Below are 21,771 nucleotides of genomic sequence, written 5' to 3'. Positions count from 1 at the left end.
GTGGCCACTCCCAGCATGTTGTCACTCCGTCTTGAGCGCCTCGATCGGGCTGAGCTTGGACGCCTTGTGCGCGGGATAAAAACCGAAGATGAGGCCGGTCGCGATCGAGAAGGCGAGGGCAAGGCCGATCGCCTGCCCGTCGATCGAGGTGACCCATCCTGCCATACGGGCGACCGTCATCGAGAGCGTGACGCCGCCGGCGACGCCGATGGCTCCGCCGAGCAGGCAGAGCACGAGCGCCTCGCAGAGGAACTGCAGACGGATGTCGCGCATCCGCCCGCCCAGCGCGCGGCGGATGCCGATCTCCCGCGTGCGCTCGGTGACGGACACGATCATGACATTCATGATGCTGATACCGCCGACGAGCAGCGAGACCGAGGCGATGGCGACGAGCAGGAGCGCGACGGTGCGGATCGCACCCTGCTGCGCTTCCATGGCGGCGGCCGGATCCTGGACCTTGAAATCGTCTTCCTGGCCGGCGGGGACACGGTGACGCTGCCGCAGCAGGTTCTCGATCTCCGATCGCGCCCCCGCCATCTGTCCGTCACCGGCCACCTTGGCGATGATGTAGGCGACCGAATCCCGGTTGATGTTGCTGGCACTGCCGAGAAAGCGCAGCTTGGCGGTGGCGAGCGGCACGAAGGCGACGTCGTCCTGTGCGGGTCCCTTGCGATCGAGAACGCCGACCACCTCTAACGGAACCTTCATGATCCGGATCTGTGCGCCGATGGGATCATCGCCCGGCGCGAACAGCTCGCGCGCGACCGTGCTGCCGAGGATCACGACTTTGCCTGCTCCGGCCTCCTCGGTGCCGGAAAAATAGCGGCCGGTCGCGAGTTGCCAGTCGCGCACCATGAAGTGCCCCGTCGTCGTGCCGTTGATCGTCGTATTCCAGTTCTTGCCCTCGTGGATGACTTGCGCCGTTCCGGCAATCGAGCCGGCCGCGGCCTGGACTTCCGGAATCTGCTCGAGGATGGCCTGCACGTCACTCTCCGTCATCGTCAGCTTGCTGCCGTCCTTGAGGCGCACGCCGCCCTGGTAGACCGCGCCGGGGGTGATCATCAGCACGTTGGCGCCGATCGAGCGGATCTGTTCCTGCAGGCGCAGCTGCGCGCCGGAACCGATCGCAAACACCGTCACGATGGAGGCGACGCCGATCACGATGCCGAGCATGGTCAGGAAGCTGCGCAGCGGATTGAGCCTGAGGGCGTGCAGGGCGATCTGGAATCCCTGGAGCATCGTCATGGCGCAGCGCTCCGTTTCGGCAGGGCCGGCGCCGGCGTCTCGTCAGCGACGAGCTCGCCGTCATGCAAGTGGATCGTGCGGCGGCACTGCGCCGCGATGCCGGGATCGTGCGTGATCATCACGATGGTCTGGCCGGTCCGGTTGAGCGCGGCGAACAGCGCCAGGATCTCGGCGCCGGTGCGGCTGTCGAGCGCGCCGGTCGGCTCGTCCGCAAGCACGATCAGCGGGGAGGCGATCAGGGCGCGCGCGATCGCGACGCGCTGCTGCTCGCCGCCGGAGAGCTGCCGCGGAAAATGATGGGCCCGGTGCAGCATGCCGACGGCCTGAAGGCTCGCTTCCGCGCGCGCCAGGCGTTCCCAGCGGCCGACGCCGCAATAGACCAGCGGCAGCGCGACGTTCTCGATCGCATCGTGACGCGCGAGCAGATTGTAGGACTGGAACACGAAGCCGATGCTGCGGGCGCGCAAGGACGACCGGCGATCTTCCGAGAGATCGGCGACATCGGCCCCTTCGAGATAGACCGCGCCCTCGCTCGGCAGGTCGAGCAGCCCGATCATGTTCATCAGCGTCGACTTGCCGGAGCCGGACGGACCCATCACGGCGACGATCTCGCCTTGCGCGATGTCGAAGCTGACATTGCGGACGGCTGTGACCGCCACGCCGTCGGTGCGATAGGTCCTGCCGACCGACTGGAGGCTGATGAGCGGCGGGGAGGCGGTCATGATCCGAACCTGATTCCGAGAAATTCCATGCCCGCGGGACGGATGGCCTGGCCGACGGCAACCTGGCTGCCCTCGTCGAGATCTCCGCTCTTGAGGGCGACTTGCTCGGTGCCGGCCGCGCCGACCGTCACCGCGATGCGCTGGAGCGAGCCGCTCGCGGTGCGCACCCACACCCCGCTGCGTGCAGCAGGATCCTGCCGCGTGCCGGAGGGCTGGAAGCGCAGTGCGGCGAGCGGCACTTTCAGAACGTCGTCCTGCCGCTCGATCACGATCTTCACCAGGGCCGTCATTCCCGGGAGCAGCGCGCCGTCGAGATTGGAGGTTGCCAGGACCACGGTGTAGGTGACGACGTGCTGCTGGGTCTGCGGCGCCTTGCGCACCTGCCGCACCACCGCCTCGAAGCGGCGGTCGGGGTAGGCATCCACGGTGAAATGCGCGCGCTGGCCGGGCGCAATGCGGCCGATATCGGCTTCGTCGACCTGCGCGTGAATCTCCATGTCCTCGAGGCGGTGGGCGACCACGAAGGTGGTGCGCGATTCCAGTCCGACCGCGAGCGTCTGGCCCTCGTTGACGAACCTGCCGACGACGACGCCGTCGATCGGGGAGCGGATCACAGTGCGGTCGAGATCGGCCTGCGCCGCGGCGAGAACGGCCGCCTTCTCCGGCACGGCCATGCGCGCCTGTTGCAACTCCGCCTCGATCCGGCGGACGTCGGCCTGTGCCCCCTCAACCGAATAGGAGTTGAGGGACATCAGGACCTCGGCCTCGCGCTCCTGGGCGAGGCGTGCGGTGAACTCGGTCTGCGCATCGTCGACCGCCGTCGTCGCCACCACGTTTTGCGATTGCAGCGCCAGTTTCCGTTGCAAGGTCTTCTGCGCCGAGGACTTCACCGCCTGCGCGCTTTCGAGCTTGGCGACGAGCACATCCCGGCTGCCCCTCGCGTTTTGCAGATCGATCCGGGCGCGATCGAGCTTGGCTCGGGCGATGTCGACCAGCGAATTGGAGACGGCAAGGGCGGCCTTGGCTTCGTCGACCTTGGCCGCAAAGCTGCGCGGATCGATCAAGGCGAGCGGCTGATCCTTGCTGACGGTGTCGTTGAAATCGACATAGACCCGGGCGAGCTGCCCGGACAGCTGGGAACCGACCTCAATCGTCTTCACCGGCTGCAGGGCACCAGTGACCGTGACGGTCTGCTCGATGCTGCCGCGCTGAATCGAGGCGTAGCGGAACACGGGCGACTCGGACCCGAATGTCGGAGCTTCGCGTCCGGCGGGCACGAGCAGGCGCCTGGTGGATTCCAAGGCGTGCGCCGCCGTGTCTGCCGCGCTCCCGGCGCCGGCGATGGCGGCTGGCCCTGCGGCGTAGATCGCAGCGAGGCCGCATGCAGTTCCGAGCAAGGCAATTGCTGGCACAAATCGCATATCAAAACCCGCCTGGTTGAAATGGCTTCGTTGCGGGAAAAAATGGCAAGCACGCTATGGTTGTAAATTATCTAAGGTAGTATCGATCGTCAGTATGTCGTTCTCGTCGGGGCGACGGTCGGGTGCGCAACATGATCCAGAAGTAAAGTCCGCGGGTGCGACGTTTCGTGATTTGCCGGAAATGCATACCCGTCGTATCGATAAGATGCGCGCGGTATCGAACTCGATAAGCTGACTGAACGTCCCGTATGATCCGGCCAAAGTGCCGGTGGCGGGCGTTCAAGCCCGCACATGGGTAGCAATGCCATGACGCAGTTGGCGACGCTGCGGCCACGATACCGGATCGTCATATTCGCGATAGCGCGCCTCGCCGTGATGCCGCCTGTGGCGCGGCGAGATCCCTGCAATCAAGAAGCCCGAAGTGTGAACGCCTTCACTCGCTTCCGGCGTGCATTGGCCCTAAGACGTCGAACCGGTGGACGGACACTGATTGTTCGATCCCCGCAGATTCATCCAAGCACCTTGTTAGCTTGCAAGAAGAATGGACGGCTCGTTGCTCGCCCATCGAGTCACAAGCCGGGGAGTTTGCTGCAATGAATTCAGGTCAAGCCACCGTTTATGTCGTTGACGACGAGATTCAGATTCGAACCGCGATCGGAAATCTCTGCGAGGAGACCGGACACCAGGTAAAATTGTTCGCCTCGACGGAAGAGTTTCTCGCGGAGAGTATTTCGCCCGGGCCGTCGTGCCTCGTGCTCGACGTCCGCTTTCCCGGGACGTCACCGACCGGCCTCGAGCTTCAGCGCCGACTCGCCGAGACGGGCGTGCCCATTCCGATCGTCTTCATCAGCGGCCATTCCGACGTCCGCGTCTCGGTCGAGGCCATGAAGCGCGGCGCGGTCGAGTTTCTGCCAAAACCGTTTCGCGAGCAGGAGATCCTCGATGCGATCAGGCACGGCATCGAGCGCGACCGCAGGCGGCTGGAACGCGAGGATGTGGTGCGTGAAGCCCGCCAGCGCGTCGAGACGCTGACGGCGAGAGAGCGCGAGATCATGCTGCTGATGGCCGAAGGGCTGATTGCCAAGCAGATCGCGGCCAGGCTCGGCGTGAGCGAAGTGACGGCGAAGGTCCATCGCGCCAGGATGATGCGAAAGCTGGAGCTGCGCACGCCGATCGAAGTGGTGCGGCTGATCGACAGCATGGGGCGCGAAGCCGAGACGATTCGCGCCGGCACGGGATAGCAGCTATTTCGGCGCTTCGACGTGCCGACATCTCGCGCAATGTCTAGTCCGTACCGATTAGCATGAACTGCAGTCTGTCGCGCTGGCCACGATCGGTTCACAGTATCCCTACGATGTCGGCCTCCTCCAAGACGGCATCCAAATTCACTCAGACAACTTGGCCAGAAAGGGATACTCCATGCGTAAATTGTTTTTTGCTTCCGTTGCATTGTTCGCCCTGTCCTCCGCGGCGCAGGCCGCCAACACCTCGACCACGGTGCAAGTCGGCGTCGTGAACGGCTCGTCCGTCACGCAGAACGGCCTCACCAATGACAGCTCGACGACCAGCCAGCTCGGCATCGTGAACACTGCGTCCACGATGCAGGGCACCGGCGCTGCCTCGCTCAACAACGGCAGCACGGTGAACCAGGTCGGCGTGCAGAACTCGGCGACCACCGGCCAGGTGGCGTTCGGCAACAACACCAGCGCGATCACCCAGAACTCGTTCGGGCCCCCCGCGCTGCAGAACAACTCCGCCGGCGTCGGCCAGCTCAGCGTGTTCGGCGTCAACGGCAGCACCGTCTCGCAGACGGCGCACTGACACACAGCCCCGTTTGGCCGGACGCAGCCAGTTGCGGTTGCGTCCGCGCCATTCTCGAATGCACCGCAATCCGGCCGGCCGATCAATTGCGATGGCCCGCCCAATGTCGCGGAGGAAATGACATGCGGATCACCTATTTCATTGCAACTTTCGTGGCGCTCGGTGCGCTGACGGCCGCCGACGCAAACGCCGGCAACACCGCCAGCGTGCTGCAATTCGGCACGACCAACACTTCGTTCATTTCGCAGAGCGGCGGCACCAGCAACAACGCGACCACGATGCAGTTCGGCGCCACCAATACGGCGACCACCCTGCAGACGGGCTCGCTCCTGACCGTCAACAATTCGGTGATCGGGCAGGGCGGCACGACCGCGACGGCATCCAACACCGCGCTGGCCGGCCAGGTCGGCGGCTCCAATTCGAGCCTGATCGGCCAGATCGGTGCGAACAACATGGCTGGAGTTGGACAGCTCGGAATTCTGAACGGCTCGACGATTATCCAGCAGGCTCCGTGAGCCGACCCGAAGCGACGAGGCATGTCATGAAACATCATTTGGGATGCGCGGGCGCCGTCTTGCTCGCCCTGTGCTCGGTGGGCACCGGATCAGCCGGTGCCCAGACCGCCGACATCAAGACCATCGTCTCTGTCGGCGGGCCGCCGGTGGTGCTGAACCAGAACAGCCAGCTCAACATGGCCGGCGTGTTCATGATCGGCGGCAGCACCAGCGCGACAGTGACGCAGACCGGCACCAACAATGCCACGGGCGTCCTGCAATTCGGCGGAACGAATTCCGCATCGATCGGGCAGGCCGGAACGAACAATCTCGCCTTCGTCGGTCAGACCGGCCAGTCGGCGACGAGCCTGATATCGCAGCTCGGCACGATGAATGCGGGCACGGTGGCGCAATTCGGCACGATCAACGCCTCGACGATCGTGCAGACCGGCCCGTAAGGCGCGAGCGAACGCGCCGGTGCCAGGAACGAACGGGGAAGCGCGATGCGATGCGGACAGATCTTGAGGCACGCGTTGGCCGTGGCGGCGGCGCTTGCCGCCATCGGCACGGCGACGCAGGCGTGCGCCGGGTCGGTCCAGCGCAGCGTGACGAACCGGAACGTGAGCATCGAAACCGTCGTGCAGTTCGGCAACGATGTTCAGCCCGTGACGATCGAAGAGAACAGCCGCATCAATATCGCGCGGGTGATCCAGATCGGCGGCACCGGGACGGTGGATGCGACCATCATCCAGAACGGCACGCGCAACTATGCCAATGTGATCCAGGTGGGCGGCACCACCAATGCGATCATCGGTCAATCCGGTGCGAGCAACACCGCCGAGATCACCCAGATCGGCAATTCCACCAACGCGCTCCTGCTCCAGATCGGAGACATGAATACGGGAGCGGTGAGGCAGTTCGGGCGTTTCAACTGGCTGGCGATCTTTCAGTTCAGCCGATGATGGAGGTGTGACATGAGATTGCTCCTGCTCGCATCCGGAATAGGACTCATGAGCGTGATCGCGATGGCGCCGGCCGGCGCTGCCGACGGTCACACCACAGTGGTCCAGGACGAGAACGGCACCTCGGTGATCACGCAGAGCGGCGATCCCGCGCAGGCCGAGGTCAAGATCGAGAAGGAGCCGGGGCGCACGACGGTGTACCGGCGCAGCGGCGGTAACACCGCGATCGTGACACAGGGCACCGGCAACGCGCGGGAAAACATACAGGACATGCTCGACTGGCTGCGCAAGCAGCAGGGCCGCTGACGCACGAAGGCCCACCGTCCGCGAAAGAACGGCGGGCCTCGCCGTGAGTGTGGACCTTACCAGCGATAGCCGCCGGTCAACGTGCCGTTGTTGTTGCCGTCAGGGCCGACGTCGCCCTGCGTCGAGCTCGGGGTCGGATGGTTGGTGCCGTTGAGCGCACCATAGGGCCCCCCGACATCAGGATAAAACGCGCGCGGCTGGACCGGTTCGTAGGCGGGGGCGGTGCGGTCCCAGCCCATGCGCGATCCGTTCCAATCGTAGCCCTGCGCCGAGGCAGCCGCAGTGCCGGCGACGAGTGATGCCGTGATCAGGCAGAGGAGTTTTGACTTGTTCTGCATTGGAGATGCTCCTTGCTTGTGTCGGGGGCCAACGGTTGCACTGCGGGAGCGTTCCGGTATGCGTTCGGCGGGAGCGATCAACTCCGATCAACTGGTTATGAAGCGCGGGCCGCGGAACGAAGTGCCTGAAATCAACCGGGAATCCCGGGCGTCTTGCCGCACCTGTTCCCCGGTTAATCCCGTGTCTTAACCAATAATTAATTATACGTTTGCGGGCGGGCGACGGGCGGGCCTAGCCTAGCTGCGGGGAGCTATCGCTTAAGCCAAACGAGTTGGTGCGTATCATGATGTCCAGATCCCATGGCAGATCACTTGGGGCGCTATTCGCCTCGCTCAGCGCAGCCGCGCTGCTCCTTAGCCCCAGCGACAGTTTTGCCAGACCCGGCGGCGCCGCGCCGCATGGGGTGACCGCTGCGCCTTCCGGCGCGATGGCGCGTGCCCCGATGGGGCCGGGAGCCCGGTTCCACCGGCGCAATAACCCGTTCGTCTACTGGCCGGGCGGCGGCGGGTTCTTCTACGACGGCGCCGGCTACAGCCAGCCCTTCGGCGATGCCGGGCAGCCGGTCTCCACCGACGTGCGCTACACCTACACCTATGATGTCCCCTGGGACTGGTCGCATCGCTTCCCGCCGAACGTCGTGCCGTCCGACCGGCCCTATGTGCCGAGCTGCCCGACCGAGCAGGTGACGGTGCCCGGCCGCGGCGGCAGCGAGCACACCGTCAACATCACGCGCTGCTACTGAGTTTTAGCCCAGCTCGAAGCTGGTCACGCCGAAGACGCGGTCGATGCGCAGCGGCGGGATCGCTCCCGTGTACATCCGCGCCGTCTCGAACACCGGCTTGAGCCCGAGTGCTTCCGCAAGCGCGATCGCCTCGCGATTGACGGCTGGGACGTCGAGGAAGATTTCGCCGACATCGGCGCTCGCAAGCAAAGCCTGCACGATCGCCTCCGCCGCCGCGCGGTCGTCGGCGACGAGCGGACCGATCTTGCAGCCGGTCCGGCAGGGCCGGATCACGCCCCATGCGGCGAGCTTGCCGTCGCGCACGAGGGCGCGGCCGACATGGCCTGATGTATCGATCCAGGCGCGAAGGAATGCGCTGCGCCGGGCCGGGAAGACGGTGGCATCGTCGGCTTCCACGAGCGCAAACGGAATCGTGTCGAGCGCAACGACCTCAGTGGGCGCCCTCGAGCGCGCGGCGACGATGCCGCCATAGCGGATGTTGGCGTAGGCCAGCTGGAAACCGGACTTCCTGTAATTGTCCTGCTGCGCCACGACGCCGTCGAGCCCGATCACGCGCGCGCCCGCATGCGCGATCGCCGCATTCCAGATGCGCAGGCCATGGCCCGCGCCACGAAAGCTATCGCGCACGATGTAGAAGCCGAGGAAGGCGAAGCGGTCATCGTAATTGACGCAGGAGACGGTCGCCACCGGCTCGCCATCGATCTCGCCGACGAAGAAACCTTGCGCGTCGGGAACCGCAAAGCAGGCGGCATCCCGATGGCCCGGATTCCAGCCCTCGGCCGCGGCCCAGTCGATGGCGAGGGAGATCTCCTTGGGGCGCAGATTGCGGATCAGCAAATCACTTCTCGGGTTGCTCATGACGGATGCCTTCGACCATGGACCTGCCGACAGGTCTGGCTGTAGAAGGCCTCATGATAGGCCGAGCCTGCGGCTCGCCTCAACTGAAGGGATGATCGGTCATGGCAGCAGAGAAAGTTGCGCTCGTTACCGCCGGCGGCAGCGGCATGGGGGCAGGGGCTGCGCGGCGGCTGGCGGCGGACGGGTTTCGCGTCGCGATCCTGTCGTCCTCCGGCAAGGGCGAGGCGCTGGCGGCCGAGCTCGGCGGGCTCGGCGTCACCGGCTCCAACAAGGAGAATGACGATCTGAAGCGCCTCGTCGAGGGCGCCATGGCGAAGTGGGGACGCATCGACGTGCTCGTCAACAGCGCCGGGCACGGGCCGCGTGCGCCGATCACGGAGATCACCGACGAGCAGTGGCACACCGGCCTCGACACGTATCTCTTGAACGTGATCCGCCCGACGCGGCTGGTGACGCCGATCATGCAGGCGCAGAAGGGTGGTGCCATCATCAACATCTCGACCGCCTGGGCGTTCGAGCCCAGCGCGATGTTCCCGACCTCGGCGGTGTTCCGCGCGGGCCTTGCCGCCTTCACCAAGATCTTCACCGATACCCATGCGGCCGACAACATCCGCATGAACAACGTCCTGCCGGGCTGGATCGACAGCCTGCCGCAGCTGGATGCGCGCCGCGACAGTGTGCCGATGAAGCGCTACGGCAAGGTCGAGGAGATCGCCGCGACGGTCTCGTTCCTGGCCTCCGACGGCGCGGCCTACATCACCGGCCAGAACATCCGCGTCGATGGCGGGCTGACGCGCTCGGTCTGAAGCGCACGGTCTCGAATCGCGCCTTTGGCGGCCTTGTCGTGACGCGACACGGGCGGTGCGTCGCGCGCCGCTGATGATGGATGAGGCGTGGCTCCTCGGTCACACTCGTCATCTGTTCGCACGATCTGAGGCGCACACTACGTCACAGTCCTTGCGAACTGCGCCGCAGCCCAAGACGAGCAGCGGCGCCCGCCCTATGCCCTAACTGCGCCGGTTGCCTTTTACCTGCGCGCATTCGAAACGCGAGGTCAATCGCGTGGGGCAAGGAGACTGGAATGAACAAGTTTTTGCTGGCGATCGCTTCTGTTGTCTTGGGTACCGCATCCGTTCAGGCAGCCGACCTCGCGGCGCATTACACCAAGGCGCCGGTGATGGCGCCAGTCTATAACTGGACCGGCTTCTACGTCGGCGGCAATGTCGGCGGGCAGTGGGGCAGCGCGAACCCCGCCACCACCACGCTGTTTCCGGTGGCGGCCTATTTCGCGGATTCGAGCGTGACCGCCATCGGGACGGTCGGCGCCCAGCACATCAACAGCTCCGGTGTGACCGGCGGCTTCACCGCCGGCTACAACTGGCAGGTCAACAACGCCGTGCTCGGCCTCGAGGGTGACATCAACTATTTCGGCTTCAAGGGCAGCGCGAGCAGCACGGCCGTGTATCCCTGCTGCGCGCCGACCACCTTCACCGTCAATTCGTCGGTCTCGGCCGATTGGCTCGCCACCATTCGCGGCCGCATCGGCTTCCTCGCGACGCCGAGCTGGCTGATTTACGCCACCGGCGGCGCCGCCATCGCCGAGGTAAAGGGCAATTTCAGCTTCACCGACACCTTTGCTGGCGCGACCGAGTCCGGAGCGATCCGCGACACCCGCGTCGGCTGGACAGCAGGCGTCGGCGGTGAGTACGCCGTGGGCAACGGCTGGTCGCTGAAGGCCGAATATCTTTACGTCGATCTTGGCCGCAGCAGCATGACCAGCAACAATTTCAACGTCGGTGTGCCGTTGCCGGCCCAGACCTTCACCCATTCGGTGGATCTCAAGTCGAACATCGTGCGCGTCGGCGTGAACTACAAGTTCGGCGGACCGGTCGTCGCCAGATACTGAGCATCCCGTTCCGATCCTGGCGTGGAAAGCCCCGGCCTGGCCGGGGCTTTCTGCTCTTGAAGCTCAGCCTGCGTGCGATGGCAGCAGATGCGCCAGCGCGGGCAGGATCTTGTAGCGCGCGATCTCGTGCGGATATTCGCCGCGGTTGGCAAGCAGGACGATGGCGATCCGCCGTGACGGAACGAGGCCGATATAGCCGGACGCATTGTTGAGGCCGCCGGGCTTGTCGATGACGGTGACATCAGGCAGACGCACGGTCTCCCAGGCCATGCCCTGTCCGAACTTGTCGTCGATGCGAAAGACCTCACGCTGCGTCATCCGCAGCGCCTCGCGCAATTGTGGATCGATCGTCCGGCCGTCGACGCAGGCTGCCGCGAAGGTGGCAAGATCCCGGGCGGAAGAGAACATCTGGCCGGTGCCGGGAAAATCAAAATAGCTCTGCTGGTCGCCGATTGGGCCGATCGCCGTGCCCTGGTCGGAATAGCCCTGGACCACGCGCCGCATCCAGGCCCCGTCCATGACGGCGCGATTGTCCGCGCCGCGCTCGGGGATGAAGCTGGCGTCCATGGCGAGGGGGCGGAGAATGCGGTGCTGGATCAGCGCGCCGATCGGCATGCCGTAGCAGCGCTCGAGCACGAGCTGAAGCAGCACGTAGCCGGCATGGGTGTAGATGCGCTGGCGGCCGGGTGCGACGCCGGACGCCGGCGCGAAGGCGTTCAGCATGGCGATGAACTGCTCGCGCGTGAACTGATCGTTCGGCCAGGGCGGATGGTCGGTCGGCAGCAACAGCCCCGAGGTGTGCGTGACGAGATCGCCGACGCTGACGCGGCGGATGTAATCGCCGTCGAGCTCGGGAAGATATTTAGGGACGCGGTCATCGAGCCGCAGCTCGCCGCGGAGCGTGCCGAGTGCGACCAGCGTCGCCTCGAACGGCTTTCTTAAAGACGCGAGGTTGAACAGCGTGTCCGGCGTCACCTTCCGCTTGGTGGCGTCATCGGCAAGACCGTAGTCGAAGAATTCGACATGCCGTCCGGCATAGAGGGCGGCGGCGAGGCCGCCCGCATGGCCCGGCGCTACGGTCGGCGCCAGCTCGTTTGCGACGATGTCGCGCATCTGCGCGATCATGTCGGAATCCGCGGAGGCGCGGCGCGGGGAAAGCGCGATCGCGAGGGGAACAAGCGCGGCCCGGGCGAGCGCCCGCCTGGTGAACGATGATGATGTGACAAAAGGCGGCACGTGCCCTGACGAACGATGCAATGGTGCCCCCGGTCTCATTTAGCGGGAAGCGCCCGGCGGCCCAATTCACAATTGCGCGTTGTGGGTTCCGTATCGCGAGGCTCGCAGTCCCGTAGCCCGGATGGAGCGCAGCGAAAATCCGGGGCGGGTGTCGTTCGTGGCACGATCCCGGATTGCGCTGCGCTCCATCCGGGCTACAAAACTGAGCCGATGGGCTAACAATTGTTGACGCCGATGCGCGGGTCGCCTATAGTTAGCTTCATGGCTAACCAATCGCACCGCCTCGACCAGGTTTTCGCAGCGCTCGCCGATCCCACCAGACGGGCGATCGTGATGCGGCTGTGCGCCGGCGAGGCCTCCGTCGGGGAGCTCGCCGATCCTTTCGCCATGGCGCTGCCGAGCTTCATGAAACACATCCATGTGCTGGAGACGAGCGGGCTCGTGCTGTCGGAGAAATCCGGCCGCGTGCGCACTTGCCGTCTCAGCCCGGATGCGCTGCTCGGTGCGGAGGACTGGTTCCAGCAGCAGCGCGCAATCTGGGAGGCTCGGCTCGACCGGTTCGAAGCCTACGTGATGAAGCTCAAGAAAGAGAAGGAGCGGGCGGCTGCCAAGCGGCCGTCCCGAACAACCAAACGGAAAGGTTCTGAGTGATGACGAATTCTGCCAATCCCGCTCTGTCGCAATGGTCGCTCGACCGTGAGATCGTGATGTCGCGCGTGATCGACGCGCCGCGCGATCTGGTGTTCGAGGCGTGGTCCGACCCGAAGCATCTGCCGCAATGGTTCGGGCCGAAGGGATTCAAGGTCGAGACCTTCGAGATCGACGTACGCGTCGGCGGCGTCTGGCGTTTCAACATGATCGGCCCCGACGGCACGGTCTATCCGAACCGCATGCGCTTCCGCCGCATCGAGCGGCCGCAGCTGATGGAGATGGACCACGGCGTCGACCAGGACGAGGATCCCGGCATGTTCCGCTTCACCGTCACCTTTGCCGAGCAGAGCAATGGCAAGACCGTGCTGATGATGCGCCAGCTGGCCTCGAGCAGCGCGCAGCGCGATGGCATGATCGGCTTCGGCGCCGTCGAATACGGCTACCAGACTCTCGACAAGCTCGCGGCCTATGTGGCGGGCATGAAGCGGTGAAGACAAAGCGGTCCCGGCGAAGGATTCGCGGGGACCGCTTTCGTACATCTCGAAGGATCGGTTTCCGAAGAGGGCGATCAACGAGGCGACTGAAGCGCGATGAGATCAGGATGAATCGTCATCGCGCTCTATTTATCGTTTGAGCATGGTCTCTTCGAAAAACCGCCGCACACTTTTCCGGATCATGCGCTAGCGCCGCGGTGCGGTGCCGCCCGTCGGTGGGGTGGTCTCGTTGCGCATGCCTGGAGCGCTGGACGCGCCCTGTCCGCCGCGTTGCGTATGGGTGGTGTCACCACTGCCGCCGCCGGAACCGTCTCCAGCGCTTCCGCTTCCTCCGGCAGCGCCGCTACCGCCTGCACCAGCACCTGCGCCCGCACCACCGGCCCCCGCGCCACCGGCTCCCGCACCGGCACCAGCTCCGCCGCCTGCGCCGCCACCGGCACCTTGAGCGAATGCTGCGCCGACGGAAGCGCCGGCGAGCATTGCAGCTGTGAAGATCGTCAGCATTGTCTTACGCATGTTGTGTCTCCCTGAGGTTCATGCCGGACCAATCACGCGCGCGGCCAACCGTTCCTACGCGAGGCGTTGCGGGTGCATCGAACTGGAGGCCTGCGACCCAGCGTCGAAACGTGTCTGCCAGCGGAAGTGCATTTCGTTCCGGGGACCGGAACACCATCGGGGACTCAATGCAGCCCATGATTGGGGGACGTCGGAAGGGACCACAGGAACGATCGCTGCCCTGCGGCTTTGCCGGTGATGACGCACATTATCTTCAGCGACTACCGCAACCCCGCCGCCGAGCAGGCCTATGAGATCGCCTGGAACTTTCTCACGCGGACGGGCGCCATCGGCGATGAGTTCGCGGCCTGCGTGTTTCTGGCGCAGCGCATCACCATGATGGTCGAGGAGGGGCACACGAACCGGATCCGGATGGCCAATCGCGCGATCTCCGAATATCAGCGCCATGTCGATCAACGCGACGATGTCATCCGCAGCGGCGGCCGCCTCGCGGGAGGACAATGAGCGCCGGCACCGGAATTACGTCTCTCACCGCCTCACTCTTTCGCTTCGTCCGTCACGATGTCGCCGAGCTTCTGCCAGCGGTGGCCATCGAACTGCACCATCTGGAACTGCTTGTTGACGCGATAGTCGGTCGGCGTGGTCGTGACCGAGATCCCCGGCAGCGTCAGGTCGAGTTCGACGTTCTTGAGGCTGGCGGCCTGCCGCATCACGTTGTCGCGAGTGAGGTCGTCGCCGCATTGCTTCAGCACCTGAACCAGCAGCTGCGCGGTGATGTACCCATAGACGTTCAGGTTCGAATCCTTGTCGCCGTCGGGATAGTATTTTGCCATGAAGGCGAGGTAGCGCTTCATGCCGGGATCGTCCTTCCATTCGGGATCGGCGGCATCCTTGACGTAACCGACGCTGACGACGCCCTTGGAATTGTCCAGCCCCGCCGGCTTCAGCACGGCGCTGAGCGAGGAGGCGTTGATGTCGATGATGTGCAGCGGCTTCCAGCCGATCTCGGCGACCTTCTTGATCGCCTGCGCCGCCTGTTTCGGCGTGGTGGCGCTGAACAGCACGTCGGCGCCGGCATCCTTCAGCCGCAGGATCTGCGAGTCGATCGTCGGCTCGGTGATCTCGTAGGATGTCTCGGCCACGATCATCTTCGCCTTGTCGCCGAGGCCGGCCTTGAGGCCGGCGAGATAATCCTTGCCGAGGTCGTCGTTCTGGTAGAGCACGCCGATCTTCGCGTTCGGGTGGTTCTTCAGCAAATATTGCGCGTAGATGCGGCCTTCGACCAGGTAGGAGGGGTTGAATCCCATGGTCCAGGGAAAGTTCTTGGGATCGGTGAAGCGCGCGGCGCCGGTCGCGGCAAACAGCTGAGGGATTTTCTTGGCGTTGAGATATTTCTGCACGGCGACGTTCGGCGCGGTGCCGATGATCTGGAACGTCAGCAGCACCTCGTCGCTTTCGACCAGCCTGCGGGTCTGCTCCACGGTTTTCGGCGGCGAATAGGCATCGTCATACTGGATCAGCTCGACCTTGCGGCCGTTCACGCCGCCCTGGTCGTTGATCATCTTCATATAGGCGGCCTGGGTCTTGGCGATCACGGCATAGGCCGAAGCCGGGCCGCTGAGCGGGACGGTCTGACCGACCTTGATCGCTGTGTCGGACGCGCCGGCATCGTATTTCTTCTGCGCCTGCGCTGCCGCGCCCGACAGCGAGAGGAGCAGTGCGGAGGCCGCGATGTGTTTGAGCAGAGTGCCTGTCATGTCCGGTCCTTCCCGATGGTCATTCGCCCTTGAGACCGGCGTCGCGGATCAGCTTGGTCCATTTCTCCCTCTCGGCGTCGATGAACTGGCCGAACTCGGCCGCAGTGCCGGCGCGCACTTCGAGGCCCTGGGCGGTCAGCTTGTCCTTGATCCCGGGTTCGGCGAGTGCGCGCAGGACTTCGGCCTGGAGCTTGTCGACGATCGCGCGCGGCGTCGTGGCGGGCGCCATGAAACCGTACCAGCCGGCGGCAGCCACGTTGGGAAAACCCTGCTCGCGCAGGGTGAGCGCCTGCGGGTAGAGCGCGCTGCGCTCGGCCGATGCGACGCCGAGCACGGTGAACTTGCCGCTCTGGATGTAGGGCAGGGCGGTCGGCAGCGCCGTCAGCGTGGCATCGACGCGGCCGGCGAGCAGCTCGGTGTAGGAGGCGGCATCGCCCCGGAACGGAATATTCAGGCCCTTGACGCCGGCGTCGCGAAACAGCAGCTCTCCGGCGAGGTGCGGCTGCGAGCCGGCGCCCGGAGACGCGAAGGTCAGCCCGTCCGGTTTCGATTTGCCGTAGGCGATCAGTTCGGGGAGCGTCTTGAACGGCGCATCGGCGCTGATGATGAGAAACAGCGGCGCGACCACGACCATCGCGACCGGCTGCAGTCCTTGCGGTCGTAGGTCAGCTTGCCGAACAGCGCCTCGGCGGTCGCGTAGGGGGCCGCGACATAGAGAAGGGTGTAGCCGTCGCCCGGGGCATGGGCGACCATGTCGTTGGCGATGCGGGTGCCGGCACCCGGCTTGTTCTCGACGATGAACTGCTGACGGAGACTGCGGCCGAACTCTTCGGCCAGTAGGCGCAGGGAGATGTCGTTGGAGCCGCCGGGCCCGTAGGGCGAGATCAGCCGCACCATGCGCGAGGGCCATGCGTCCTCGGCCTGTGCCGTCAGGCCTGAGCCGGCGGCGAGCCCGCCTGCAAGCGTGCCCAGCAGGGTTCGGCGTGTGACCGTGAATGATGTCACTGTTGTCTTCCTCCCTTTTTGTTGTTGGTCTTCTTGTTAATTTCAGATCACCTTTCGCGCGGTGAGCCTTTCGATCTCCTGGTCCGAAAGGCCGAGCCAATTGCGAAACACCTCGTCATTGTCCTCGCCGACGTCGCCGGCGGCGTGACGCAAGCGCGCGGGGTCATTGGTGAAGCGCGGCACGACATTGGTCATGGCGACCGTGCCGAAATCCTTGTCGGCAACGCGGGTGATCACCTCGCGCGCCTTCACTTGCGGGTCGTCGGCGATCTGGTCGATCGAATAGATCGGAGCGAGCGTTCCCTGCGCGGCATTGAATCGCGCGAGGACCTCCTCAAGGGGATGGGTGGCACACCAGCCGGCGAAGATGTCGTTGAGCTCGGCGGCGTGCCTGACGCGCCGGTCGTTGCTGGCAAAGCGCGGATCGGTGATCAGATCGGGCCGCTCGATCGCCCGGCAGTTCGCCGCAAACAGCGCGTTGGTCGAGCCTGCGAGCGTCACCCAATGATCGTCGCTGGTGCAAAACACGGCGGCCGGCGCCGAATAGCCGTTGGAATTGCCGATCCGGCTGCGAACGGTGCCGAGCTGATCGTGCTCGATGGCGAGGACGTCGAGCAGGCGGAAGGTCGCCTCAGTCAGCGAAAGATCGATCTCCTCGCCGGGCGCATCGGGATCGCGCGCCCGTTTCCACAGCGCCGCGAGCACGCCGACGGCGCCGAACAGGCCGCCGATCGAATCCCCGATCGGGTATCCCGGATGGGTCGGCTCGCCATCGCTCTCGCCCGTGATGTAGGTGAGCCCGCCCATGGCCTCGAAGATACGGGCGAAGCCAGGTCGCTCGCGATAAGGTCCATCCTGCCCGAATGCGGTGGCGCGCAGGATCACGAGGCGCGGCTGGATCGACCACAGCACCTCCTTAGGCAAACCCCATCGGTCGAGCGTTCCCGGACGGAAATTCTCGATCAGCACGTCGAAGCGCGGAAGCAACTGCTTGAACAGCGCAAGTCCTTCCCCAGTGCGCAGATCGAGCGTGGCGAACTTCTTGTTGCGGTTGGCGGCCTTCCACCATAGCGGCTTGCCGTCCTTGAACGGCGGAAACGACCTTACGCCGTCACCGTTTCCGGGCATCTCGATCTTGAGCACCTCGGCGCCGTAGTCGGCCAGCAGCGTGGCGGCGAAGGGCGCTGCAATGATCGTCGCGATGTCGAGAACCTTAAGTCCTTCGAGCGGTCCAGCCATGTCATTTTCCGGCGCTTGTGATTTTCTTGGTCTTGCGCGGCGGCGCGAGCTCGGCCTGTCCGACGATGGCGCGGATGCTGTCGGCGAGTGCCGCGATGCGCGGGCCGATCTCGCCTTCCAGCTGGCCCGGCTGGAGCCGGAAGGCGGGGATGCCGCAATTGATCGAGAACGACTGCCTCGATTCGCTCGTGTGAAACAGCGGCGCGGCGACGGCATGGATGGAGGCCATGTACTCGCCCCAGCAGGTGCAGAAGCCGCGGCTTTTGCATTGCGCGATCCCGGCCCGGTATTTGTCGCGGAAGGCCGACCACAGCTCGGGGTCTTCAGCACCGATGTTCCGTTCGAGCCGGTCTGCATCGGCTGGTGGCAAGGTCGCCGCAGCGGCGCGGCCCATGGCGGTCATCACCACGGGAATCGGCATGCCGATGTCGGGCGCGTGCGGCCCGACATCGCCGGAGCGCGCGGTCTCGACATAGATCATCGACGTCGCGTCGAGCAGGCCGATCGAGACCGTGCCGCGGACGCTGAGCGCCAGCTCCTGCATCATGGGCCGCGCCATCTGGCGGAATTGCATTCCGGCAAGCAGAGGATGCGCGATCCGCAGTGCCCGCGCAGCGACGCGGTACTTGGCCCGCTCGGCGTCGTAGCGGAGGTAGCCGAGCTCGGCCAGCGTGTGCGTCAGCCGCGCCACCGTCGGCCGCGGAATGCCGGTCAGCGCCGACAGCTCCATGTTGCCCAGCAGCGTGCTCCCGGCCTTGAACGCCTCGAGCACGACGAGCCCCTTTGCCAGCGTCGTGGCGAAGGCGGCGTCGTCGACACTCTCCGCCAGCACTGCGGCGGCGGAGGAGAGCGGATGACGCGGTTTGGATGAATCTCTCGGGGTCATCCCCGAATATCAGACGGCGAAATCGCTTCTGTCCAATAGATTCGGCGAAAACGGCAAAATTGTCCAATATGTGGACACATATATCGCGTCGGGGTTTTCGTTGAAGGACGCGCGCGGACCGCGCCGCACACACAGATTTTTGTCGTGATTGCATGTCGTGTTGTGACAGGATTATTACGACGACATGTCAGATCGATAAATTTGCGGAGCGGTTCATGTTGCAGTGGCAGGCGCGGTCAAATCCCCTCGCGTGGTGGTGGGGATCCCTCACGCTCGTGAGCGGCGCCAATATCCTGGTGTGGTTCATGCTGTACCGCGAATTCTACCCGACGCCCGCAGGCAGCCTCAGTGGCGGCTCGGATATCGGGCTGATGCTGCTGCTGTGTGCCGGCTATGTGTTCGGCTGCGCGTTCCGCTCATTCCTGCCGCGCGCCGACGTGCAGCGCATCTGCCTGTTCGACACCTGGCTCTCGAGCGTCGTCGTCGGCCGAACGGTTGCGACCGTGGCCGAGCTCTGCTTCGTCGCGCAATGGGCCATCATCCTGCATCAGTTCGGAAAGATGACGGGCGCCGAGACCGCGGTGAACATCGCGCTCGTGATCGTGCCGATCATCATCATCGCGGAGTGTTTCTCCTGGTACGCGGTGGTGACGACCAACTTCCTTTACAACGCGATCGAGAACTCGCTGTGGGCGGTGACCTTCTTCCTCGCCGGCATCGCGCTGTGCCGCCTGATGCCGGAATTCCAGGGCCCGGTGCGCTGGGCGCTGATGTCAGGCATCGTCGGCATCGCCTGCTTCCTCGCCTTCCTCGTCACCGTCGACGTGCCGATGTATCTCAGCCGCTGGCGGGCCGGGCACGCCGAGGGCGGCAGGTTCCTGGGCTTCCTCGAAGGCCTGCATGACGTCTCGACGCGCTGGGTGGTGACTCACGACATCGCCCATTGGAAGGGCGAGCTGACCTGGATGTTCCTGTATTTCAGCGCCGCTGTGTGGTCGAGCCTCGCCCTCTGCGCGCTCTATGCGATGGAAGGCTATCTGGCGCGGTACTTGGCCTGAGCGGTTATTTACCGACCAGGCTGCACTTGCTGCGGTCGAGCGGACGGAAGGCCTGGTCGGGCGGGATGGTCGCGACCAGCCTGACGAAATCCCAGGGTCCTTTGGATTCCTCGGGTGTCTTGACCTGCACCAGATAAAGATCGTGCACCATGCGCTGATCCTCGCGGATGCGGCCGTTGGGGGTGTAGGCATCCGACACCGGCGTCGCCTTCATCTTCGCCATCACGGCTGCGCTGTCGTCGGTATCCGTGTCCTTGATCGCCTGCAGATAGTGACGCACGGCGGAATAGACGCCGGCCTGGATCTGCGAGGGCATGGCCTTGCGGCGCGCATAGAAGGCGTCGGAGAATTTCCGGGCGGCGGGCGAGACGTCCTCGAAGAACGAGGTGACGATGAGGTCGCCACGGGTCGCCTTCAGCCCGACAGCCGCGATATCGACGTTCTGGAACGACATCGGCACGATCTTGATGCCCTGGTCGGCGAGGCCGAATTCCTCGGCCTGCTTGATTGCGGTGGCGTTGTCGCCGGCGACGTTGATGGCGAGGATCTTGGCACCTGAGGACTGCGCCTGCAGCAGGAACGACGAGTAGTCGGGCGTGCCGAGCTGCGCCTTGACGCTGCCGGCGACCTTGCCGCCGAGCTCACCGATACGGGCGCGTGCGGTCGCTTCGATCGAATGGCCGAAGGCATAGTCGCCGGTGATGAAGAACCATGGCTCCTTGCTGGTCTGCATGATGCCGGAGACCACGGCGGTCGCGGTGGAATAGGCATCCTGGGTCCATTGCACGCTGGTCGGCGCGCACGCCTCGTCGGTCAGTTGATTGGCGCCGGCGCCGGAGACGAGGAAGATCCTGCCGTTGCCGCGCACGAGCTCCTGCACCGCGAGTGCCGCGCCGGAGCTGCCACCATCCGCGATCGCCTGGACACCGTCGCTGAACCATTTGCGGGCGAGTGATGCCGCAAGATCCGGCTTGTTCTGGTGGTCGGCCTGCAGGATCTCGATCGGCTTGCCGTTGATCTTGCCGCCGAACTCCTCCGCGGCCATTCGCGCCGCCTCGACCGAGCCCGGACCCATCGCAGTGGCGAATACGCCGTTCATGTCGGTAAGCACGCCGATGCGGATCGCATCGCCCTTGATCTCGGCGCGCGCAGGCGGGCCCGCGAGCGCCAGCGTGACCAGCAGGATGGCGGCGGATGTCGTGCGGAGGTTGGCCATGGCGTTTCCTGACTTTGTCGTTTTTGATTGTTTGAAGACGTGGTCAGGCCGGTTCGGCGATGACCGTGTTGCGCAAGGTTCCGATGCCTGAGATCTCGACCTCGACGGTATCGCCGGGGCGCATCCACAGCGGCGGCGTGCGCTTGGCGCCGACCCCGCCCGGGGTGCCCGTGACGATGACGTCGCCGGGAACGAGCGGGCAGATCGTGGAGATGTAGGCGATCAGCTCGGGGATGCCTGTGATCAGGAGGTCGGTGGTGGTGTCCTGCACGACGGTGCCGTTCAGGCGCGTCTGCAAGGCGAGCTTCGACGGATCGGGAATCTCGTCCGCCGTCACCAGCCAGGGGCCGAAGCTGCCGCTCTCGGCAAAGGTCTTGCCGGAGAGGAACTGGCTGGTGTGGCGCTGCCAGTCGCGGATGCTGCCTTCATTGTAACAGGAATAGCCGGCGATGTGATCGAGCGCGCGGCCAGCCGGGATGTGCCGGCCTTCCTTGCCGATGACCAGCGCGAGCTCGCCTTCATAGTCGAAATCGTCGCTCACTTTCGGCTTCACGATCGGCTGGAGATGGCCGACCTGGCTGCAGGGAAAGCGGACGAACAGCGCCGGCTTCTCGGTGATGGTGCGACCGGTTTCGGCGACGTGATCGCGGTAGTTCAGGCCGACGCAGATGATCTTGCCGGGATCGGGGATCACGGGGGCGAAGCTGATCTTGTCGAGCGGATGATCGGGCGCCGTGGACGCGACCAGCTTTGCCGCCTCGGCGAGGCGATCCGCTTCGAGCAACTGCCGCAGCGTGGTGCAGGGCGCCATACGCCCGCCGAGATCGACGATTCCGTTGTCCTTGACGGCGCCGAAAGAGGCGCGGCCGTCGGCGATGAAAGAAAGCAGCTTCATGA

Annotated in this window: 25 protein-coding genes and 1 pseudogene; 13 read left to right on the top strand and 13 right to left on the bottom strand. The window is 65.0% G+C overall.

Annotated elements, in window-relative coordinates; genetic code table 11:
* Positions 1-21: 21 nt before the first annotated feature.
* From GGD65_RS05370 to GGD65_RS05360, 3 genes are read right to left on the bottom strand one after another with little or no spacing between them, the layout of a single operon-like run.
* Positions 22-1,245: an ABC transporter permease gene (locus tag GGD65_RS05370; RefSeq protein ID WP_018320679.1), complete on the bottom strand. Its 1,224-nt coding sequence runs from the start codon at positions 1,243-1,245 to the stop codon at positions 22-24.
* On the bottom strand, positions 1,242-1,967 hold the full coding sequence (locus GGD65_RS05365; protein ID WP_183234590.1) for an ABC transporter ATP-binding protein: 726 nt from the start codon (positions 1,965-1,967) through the stop codon (positions 1,242-1,244). Before GGD65_RS05365 ends, GGD65_RS05370 begins: the two co-directional genes overlap by 4 nt.
* Positions 1,964-3,388: an efflux RND transporter periplasmic adaptor subunit gene (locus GGD65_RS05360; protein ID WP_183234589.1), complete on the bottom strand. Its 1,425-nt coding sequence runs from the start codon at positions 3,386-3,388 to the stop codon at positions 1,964-1,966. The genes GGD65_RS05365 and GGD65_RS05360 overlap by 4 nt, the downstream gene beginning before the upstream one ends.
* A 593-nt stretch (positions 3,389-3,981) precedes the next feature.
* Here GGD65_RS05360 and GGD65_RS05355 point away from each other — a divergent pair.
* From GGD65_RS05355 to GGD65_RS05330, 6 genes are all read left to right on the top strand, one after another.
* Entirely contained in the window at positions 3,982-4,629 is a 648-nt protein-coding gene (locus GGD65_RS05355) for a response regulator transcription factor (protein WP_018320676.1), read from the top strand.
* Positions 4,630-4,807: 178 nt separating this feature from the next.
* Positions 4,808-5,209, top strand: a complete 402-nt coding sequence (locus tag GGD65_RS05350) for a hypothetical protein (RefSeq protein WP_026202398.1) — start codon at positions 4,808-4,810, stop codon at positions 5,207-5,209.
* Positions 5,210-5,331: 122 nt separating this feature from the next.
* Positions 5,332-5,724, top strand: a complete 393-nt coding sequence (locus tag GGD65_RS05345; protein ID WP_183234588.1) for a curlin — start codon at positions 5,332-5,334, stop codon at positions 5,722-5,724.
* A gap of 26 nt (positions 5,725-5,750) precedes the next feature.
* A complete protein-coding gene (locus tag GGD65_RS05340) occupies positions 5,751-6,161 on the top strand; it encodes a curlin (protein ID WP_183234587.1) in 411 nt (136 codons plus the stop codon).
* A gap of 63 nt (positions 6,162-6,224) precedes the next feature.
* Complete coding sequence (locus GGD65_RS05335; RefSeq protein WP_283813652.1) at positions 6,225-6,665, top strand: curlin; 441 nt, start codon at positions 6,225-6,227, stop codon at positions 6,663-6,665.
* A gap of 12 nt (positions 6,666-6,677) precedes the next feature.
* Positions 6,678-6,971, top strand: coding sequence for a hypothetical protein (locus tag GGD65_RS05330; RefSeq protein WP_183234585.1), 294 nt, complete (start codon positions 6,678-6,680; stop codon positions 6,969-6,971).
* A gap of 56 nt (positions 6,972-7,027) precedes the next feature.
* Here GGD65_RS05330 and GGD65_RS05325 read toward each other — a convergent pair whose 3' ends face one another.
* A complete protein-coding gene (locus GGD65_RS05325; RefSeq protein WP_183234584.1) occupies positions 7,028-7,309 on the bottom strand; it encodes a hypothetical protein in 282 nt (93 codons plus the stop codon).
* A gap of 284 nt (positions 7,310-7,593) precedes the next feature.
* Between GGD65_RS05325 and GGD65_RS05320 the strand changes: the two genes are divergently transcribed.
* Positions 7,594-8,052, top strand: a complete 459-nt coding sequence (locus GGD65_RS05320) for a hypothetical protein (protein ID WP_177237281.1) — start codon at positions 7,594-7,596, stop codon at positions 8,050-8,052.
* 3 nt (positions 8,053-8,055) lie between these two features.
* Here the strand turns inward: GGD65_RS05320 and GGD65_RS05315 are convergent, their stop codons facing one another.
* Entirely contained in the window at positions 8,056-8,910 is an 855-nt protein-coding gene (locus GGD65_RS05315; protein ID WP_183234583.1) for a GNAT family N-acetyltransferase, read from the bottom strand.
* A 101-nt stretch (positions 8,911-9,011) separates the two neighbouring features.
* Between GGD65_RS05315 and GGD65_RS05310 the strand changes: the two genes are divergently transcribed.
* Together GGD65_RS05310 and GGD65_RS05305 are read left to right on the top strand one after the other, a co-directional pair.
* Positions 9,012-9,716: an SDR family oxidoreductase gene (locus GGD65_RS05310; protein WP_179738479.1), complete on the top strand. Its 705-nt coding sequence runs from the start codon at positions 9,012-9,014 to the stop codon at positions 9,714-9,716.
* Between the two features lie 275 nt (positions 9,717-9,991).
* Positions 9,992-10,816, top strand: a complete 825-nt coding sequence (locus tag GGD65_RS05305) for an outer membrane protein (protein WP_183234582.1) — start codon at positions 9,992-9,994, stop codon at positions 10,814-10,816.
* A 63-nt stretch (positions 10,817-10,879) separates the two neighbouring features.
* Here the strand turns inward: GGD65_RS05305 and GGD65_RS05300 are convergent, their stop codons facing one another.
* Positions 10,880-11,941, bottom strand: a complete 1,062-nt coding sequence (locus GGD65_RS05300) for a serine hydrolase (RefSeq protein WP_183234581.1) — start codon at positions 11,939-11,941, stop codon at positions 10,880-10,882.
* Positions 11,942-12,313: 372 nt separating this feature from the next.
* Between GGD65_RS05300 and GGD65_RS05295 the strand changes: the two genes are divergently transcribed.
* Entirely contained in the window at positions 12,314-12,703 is a 390-nt protein-coding gene (locus GGD65_RS05295) for a helix-turn-helix transcriptional regulator (RefSeq protein ID WP_183234580.1), read from the top strand.
* Entirely contained in the window at positions 12,703-13,194 is a 492-nt protein-coding gene (locus GGD65_RS05290) for an SRPBCC family protein (protein WP_177237297.1), read from the top strand. Before GGD65_RS05295 ends, GGD65_RS05290 begins: the two co-directional genes overlap by 1 nt.
* A 189-nt stretch (positions 13,195-13,383) precedes the next feature.
* Here GGD65_RS05290 and GGD65_RS05285 read toward each other — a convergent pair whose 3' ends face one another.
* On the bottom strand, positions 13,384-13,713 hold the full coding sequence (locus GGD65_RS05285; RefSeq protein ID WP_183234579.1) for a hypothetical protein: 330 nt from the start codon (positions 13,711-13,713) through the stop codon (positions 13,384-13,386).
* A gap of 237 nt (positions 13,714-13,950) precedes the next feature.
* On the opposite strand from GGD65_RS05285, the gene GGD65_RS05280 reads away from it, so the two are divergent.
* Positions 13,951-14,217 carry a hypothetical protein gene (locus GGD65_RS05280; protein ID WP_018320664.1) on the top strand — a complete coding sequence of 89 codons (267 nt, stop codon included), beginning with the start codon at positions 13,951-13,953 and terminating at the stop codon, positions 14,215-14,217.
* 32 nt (positions 14,218-14,249) lie between these two features.
* Here the strand turns inward: GGD65_RS05280 and GGD65_RS05275 are convergent, their stop codons facing one another.
* From GGD65_RS05275 to GGD65_RS05260, 4 genes and pseudogenes are all read right to left on the bottom strand, one after another.
* Positions 14,250-15,470, bottom strand: coding sequence for an ABC transporter substrate-binding protein (locus GGD65_RS05275; RefSeq protein WP_183234578.1), 1,221 nt, complete (start codon positions 15,468-15,470; stop codon positions 14,250-14,252).
* 19 nt (positions 15,471-15,489) lie between these two features.
* Positions 15,490-16,475: pseudogene (locus tag GGD65_RS05270) on the bottom strand (Bug family tripartite tricarboxylate transporter substrate binding protein).
* 42 nt (positions 16,476-16,517) lie between these two features.
* The gene (locus tag GGD65_RS05265) at positions 16,518-17,714 is read right to left on the bottom strand and encodes a CaiB/BaiF CoA-transferase family protein (RefSeq protein ID WP_183234577.1); all 1,197 of its coding nucleotides are present in this window, start codon (positions 17,712-17,714) and stop codon (positions 16,518-16,520) included.
* Between the two features lies 1 nt (position 17,715).
* Positions 17,716-18,600: an IclR family transcriptional regulator gene (locus GGD65_RS05260; protein ID WP_018320660.1), complete on the bottom strand. Its 885-nt coding sequence runs from the start codon at positions 18,598-18,600 to the stop codon at positions 17,716-17,718.
* Between the two features lie 215 nt (positions 18,601-18,815).
* Here GGD65_RS05260 and GGD65_RS05255 point away from each other — a divergent pair, with 215 nt between their 5' ends.
* Positions 18,816-19,658, top strand: coding sequence for a hypothetical protein (locus tag GGD65_RS05255; RefSeq protein WP_018320659.1), 843 nt, complete (start codon positions 18,816-18,818; stop codon positions 19,656-19,658).
* 4 nt (positions 19,659-19,662) lie between these two features.
* On the opposite strand, the gene GGD65_RS05250 is transcribed toward GGD65_RS05255, so the two are convergent.
* Both GGD65_RS05250 and GGD65_RS05245 read right to left on the bottom strand, forming a co-directional pair.
* Complete coding sequence (locus GGD65_RS05250) at positions 19,663-20,874, bottom strand: ABC transporter substrate-binding protein (RefSeq protein WP_183234576.1); 1,212 nt, start codon at positions 20,872-20,874, stop codon at positions 19,663-19,665.
* A 43-nt stretch (positions 20,875-20,917) separates the two neighbouring features.
* Positions 20,918-21,769, bottom strand: coding sequence for a fumarylacetoacetate hydrolase family protein (locus tag GGD65_RS05245; RefSeq protein WP_183234575.1), 852 nt, complete (start codon positions 21,767-21,769; stop codon positions 20,918-20,920).
* Positions 21,770-21,771: the final 2 nt, after the last annotated feature.

It is taken from the genome of Bradyrhizobium sp. CIR18 (genome assembly GCF_014198295.1).
Taxonomy (GTDB): Bacteria; Pseudomonadota; Alphaproteobacteria; order Rhizobiales; family Xanthobacteraceae; genus Bradyrhizobium.
This window is presented reverse-complemented; position numbering and strand designations above follow the sequence as displayed.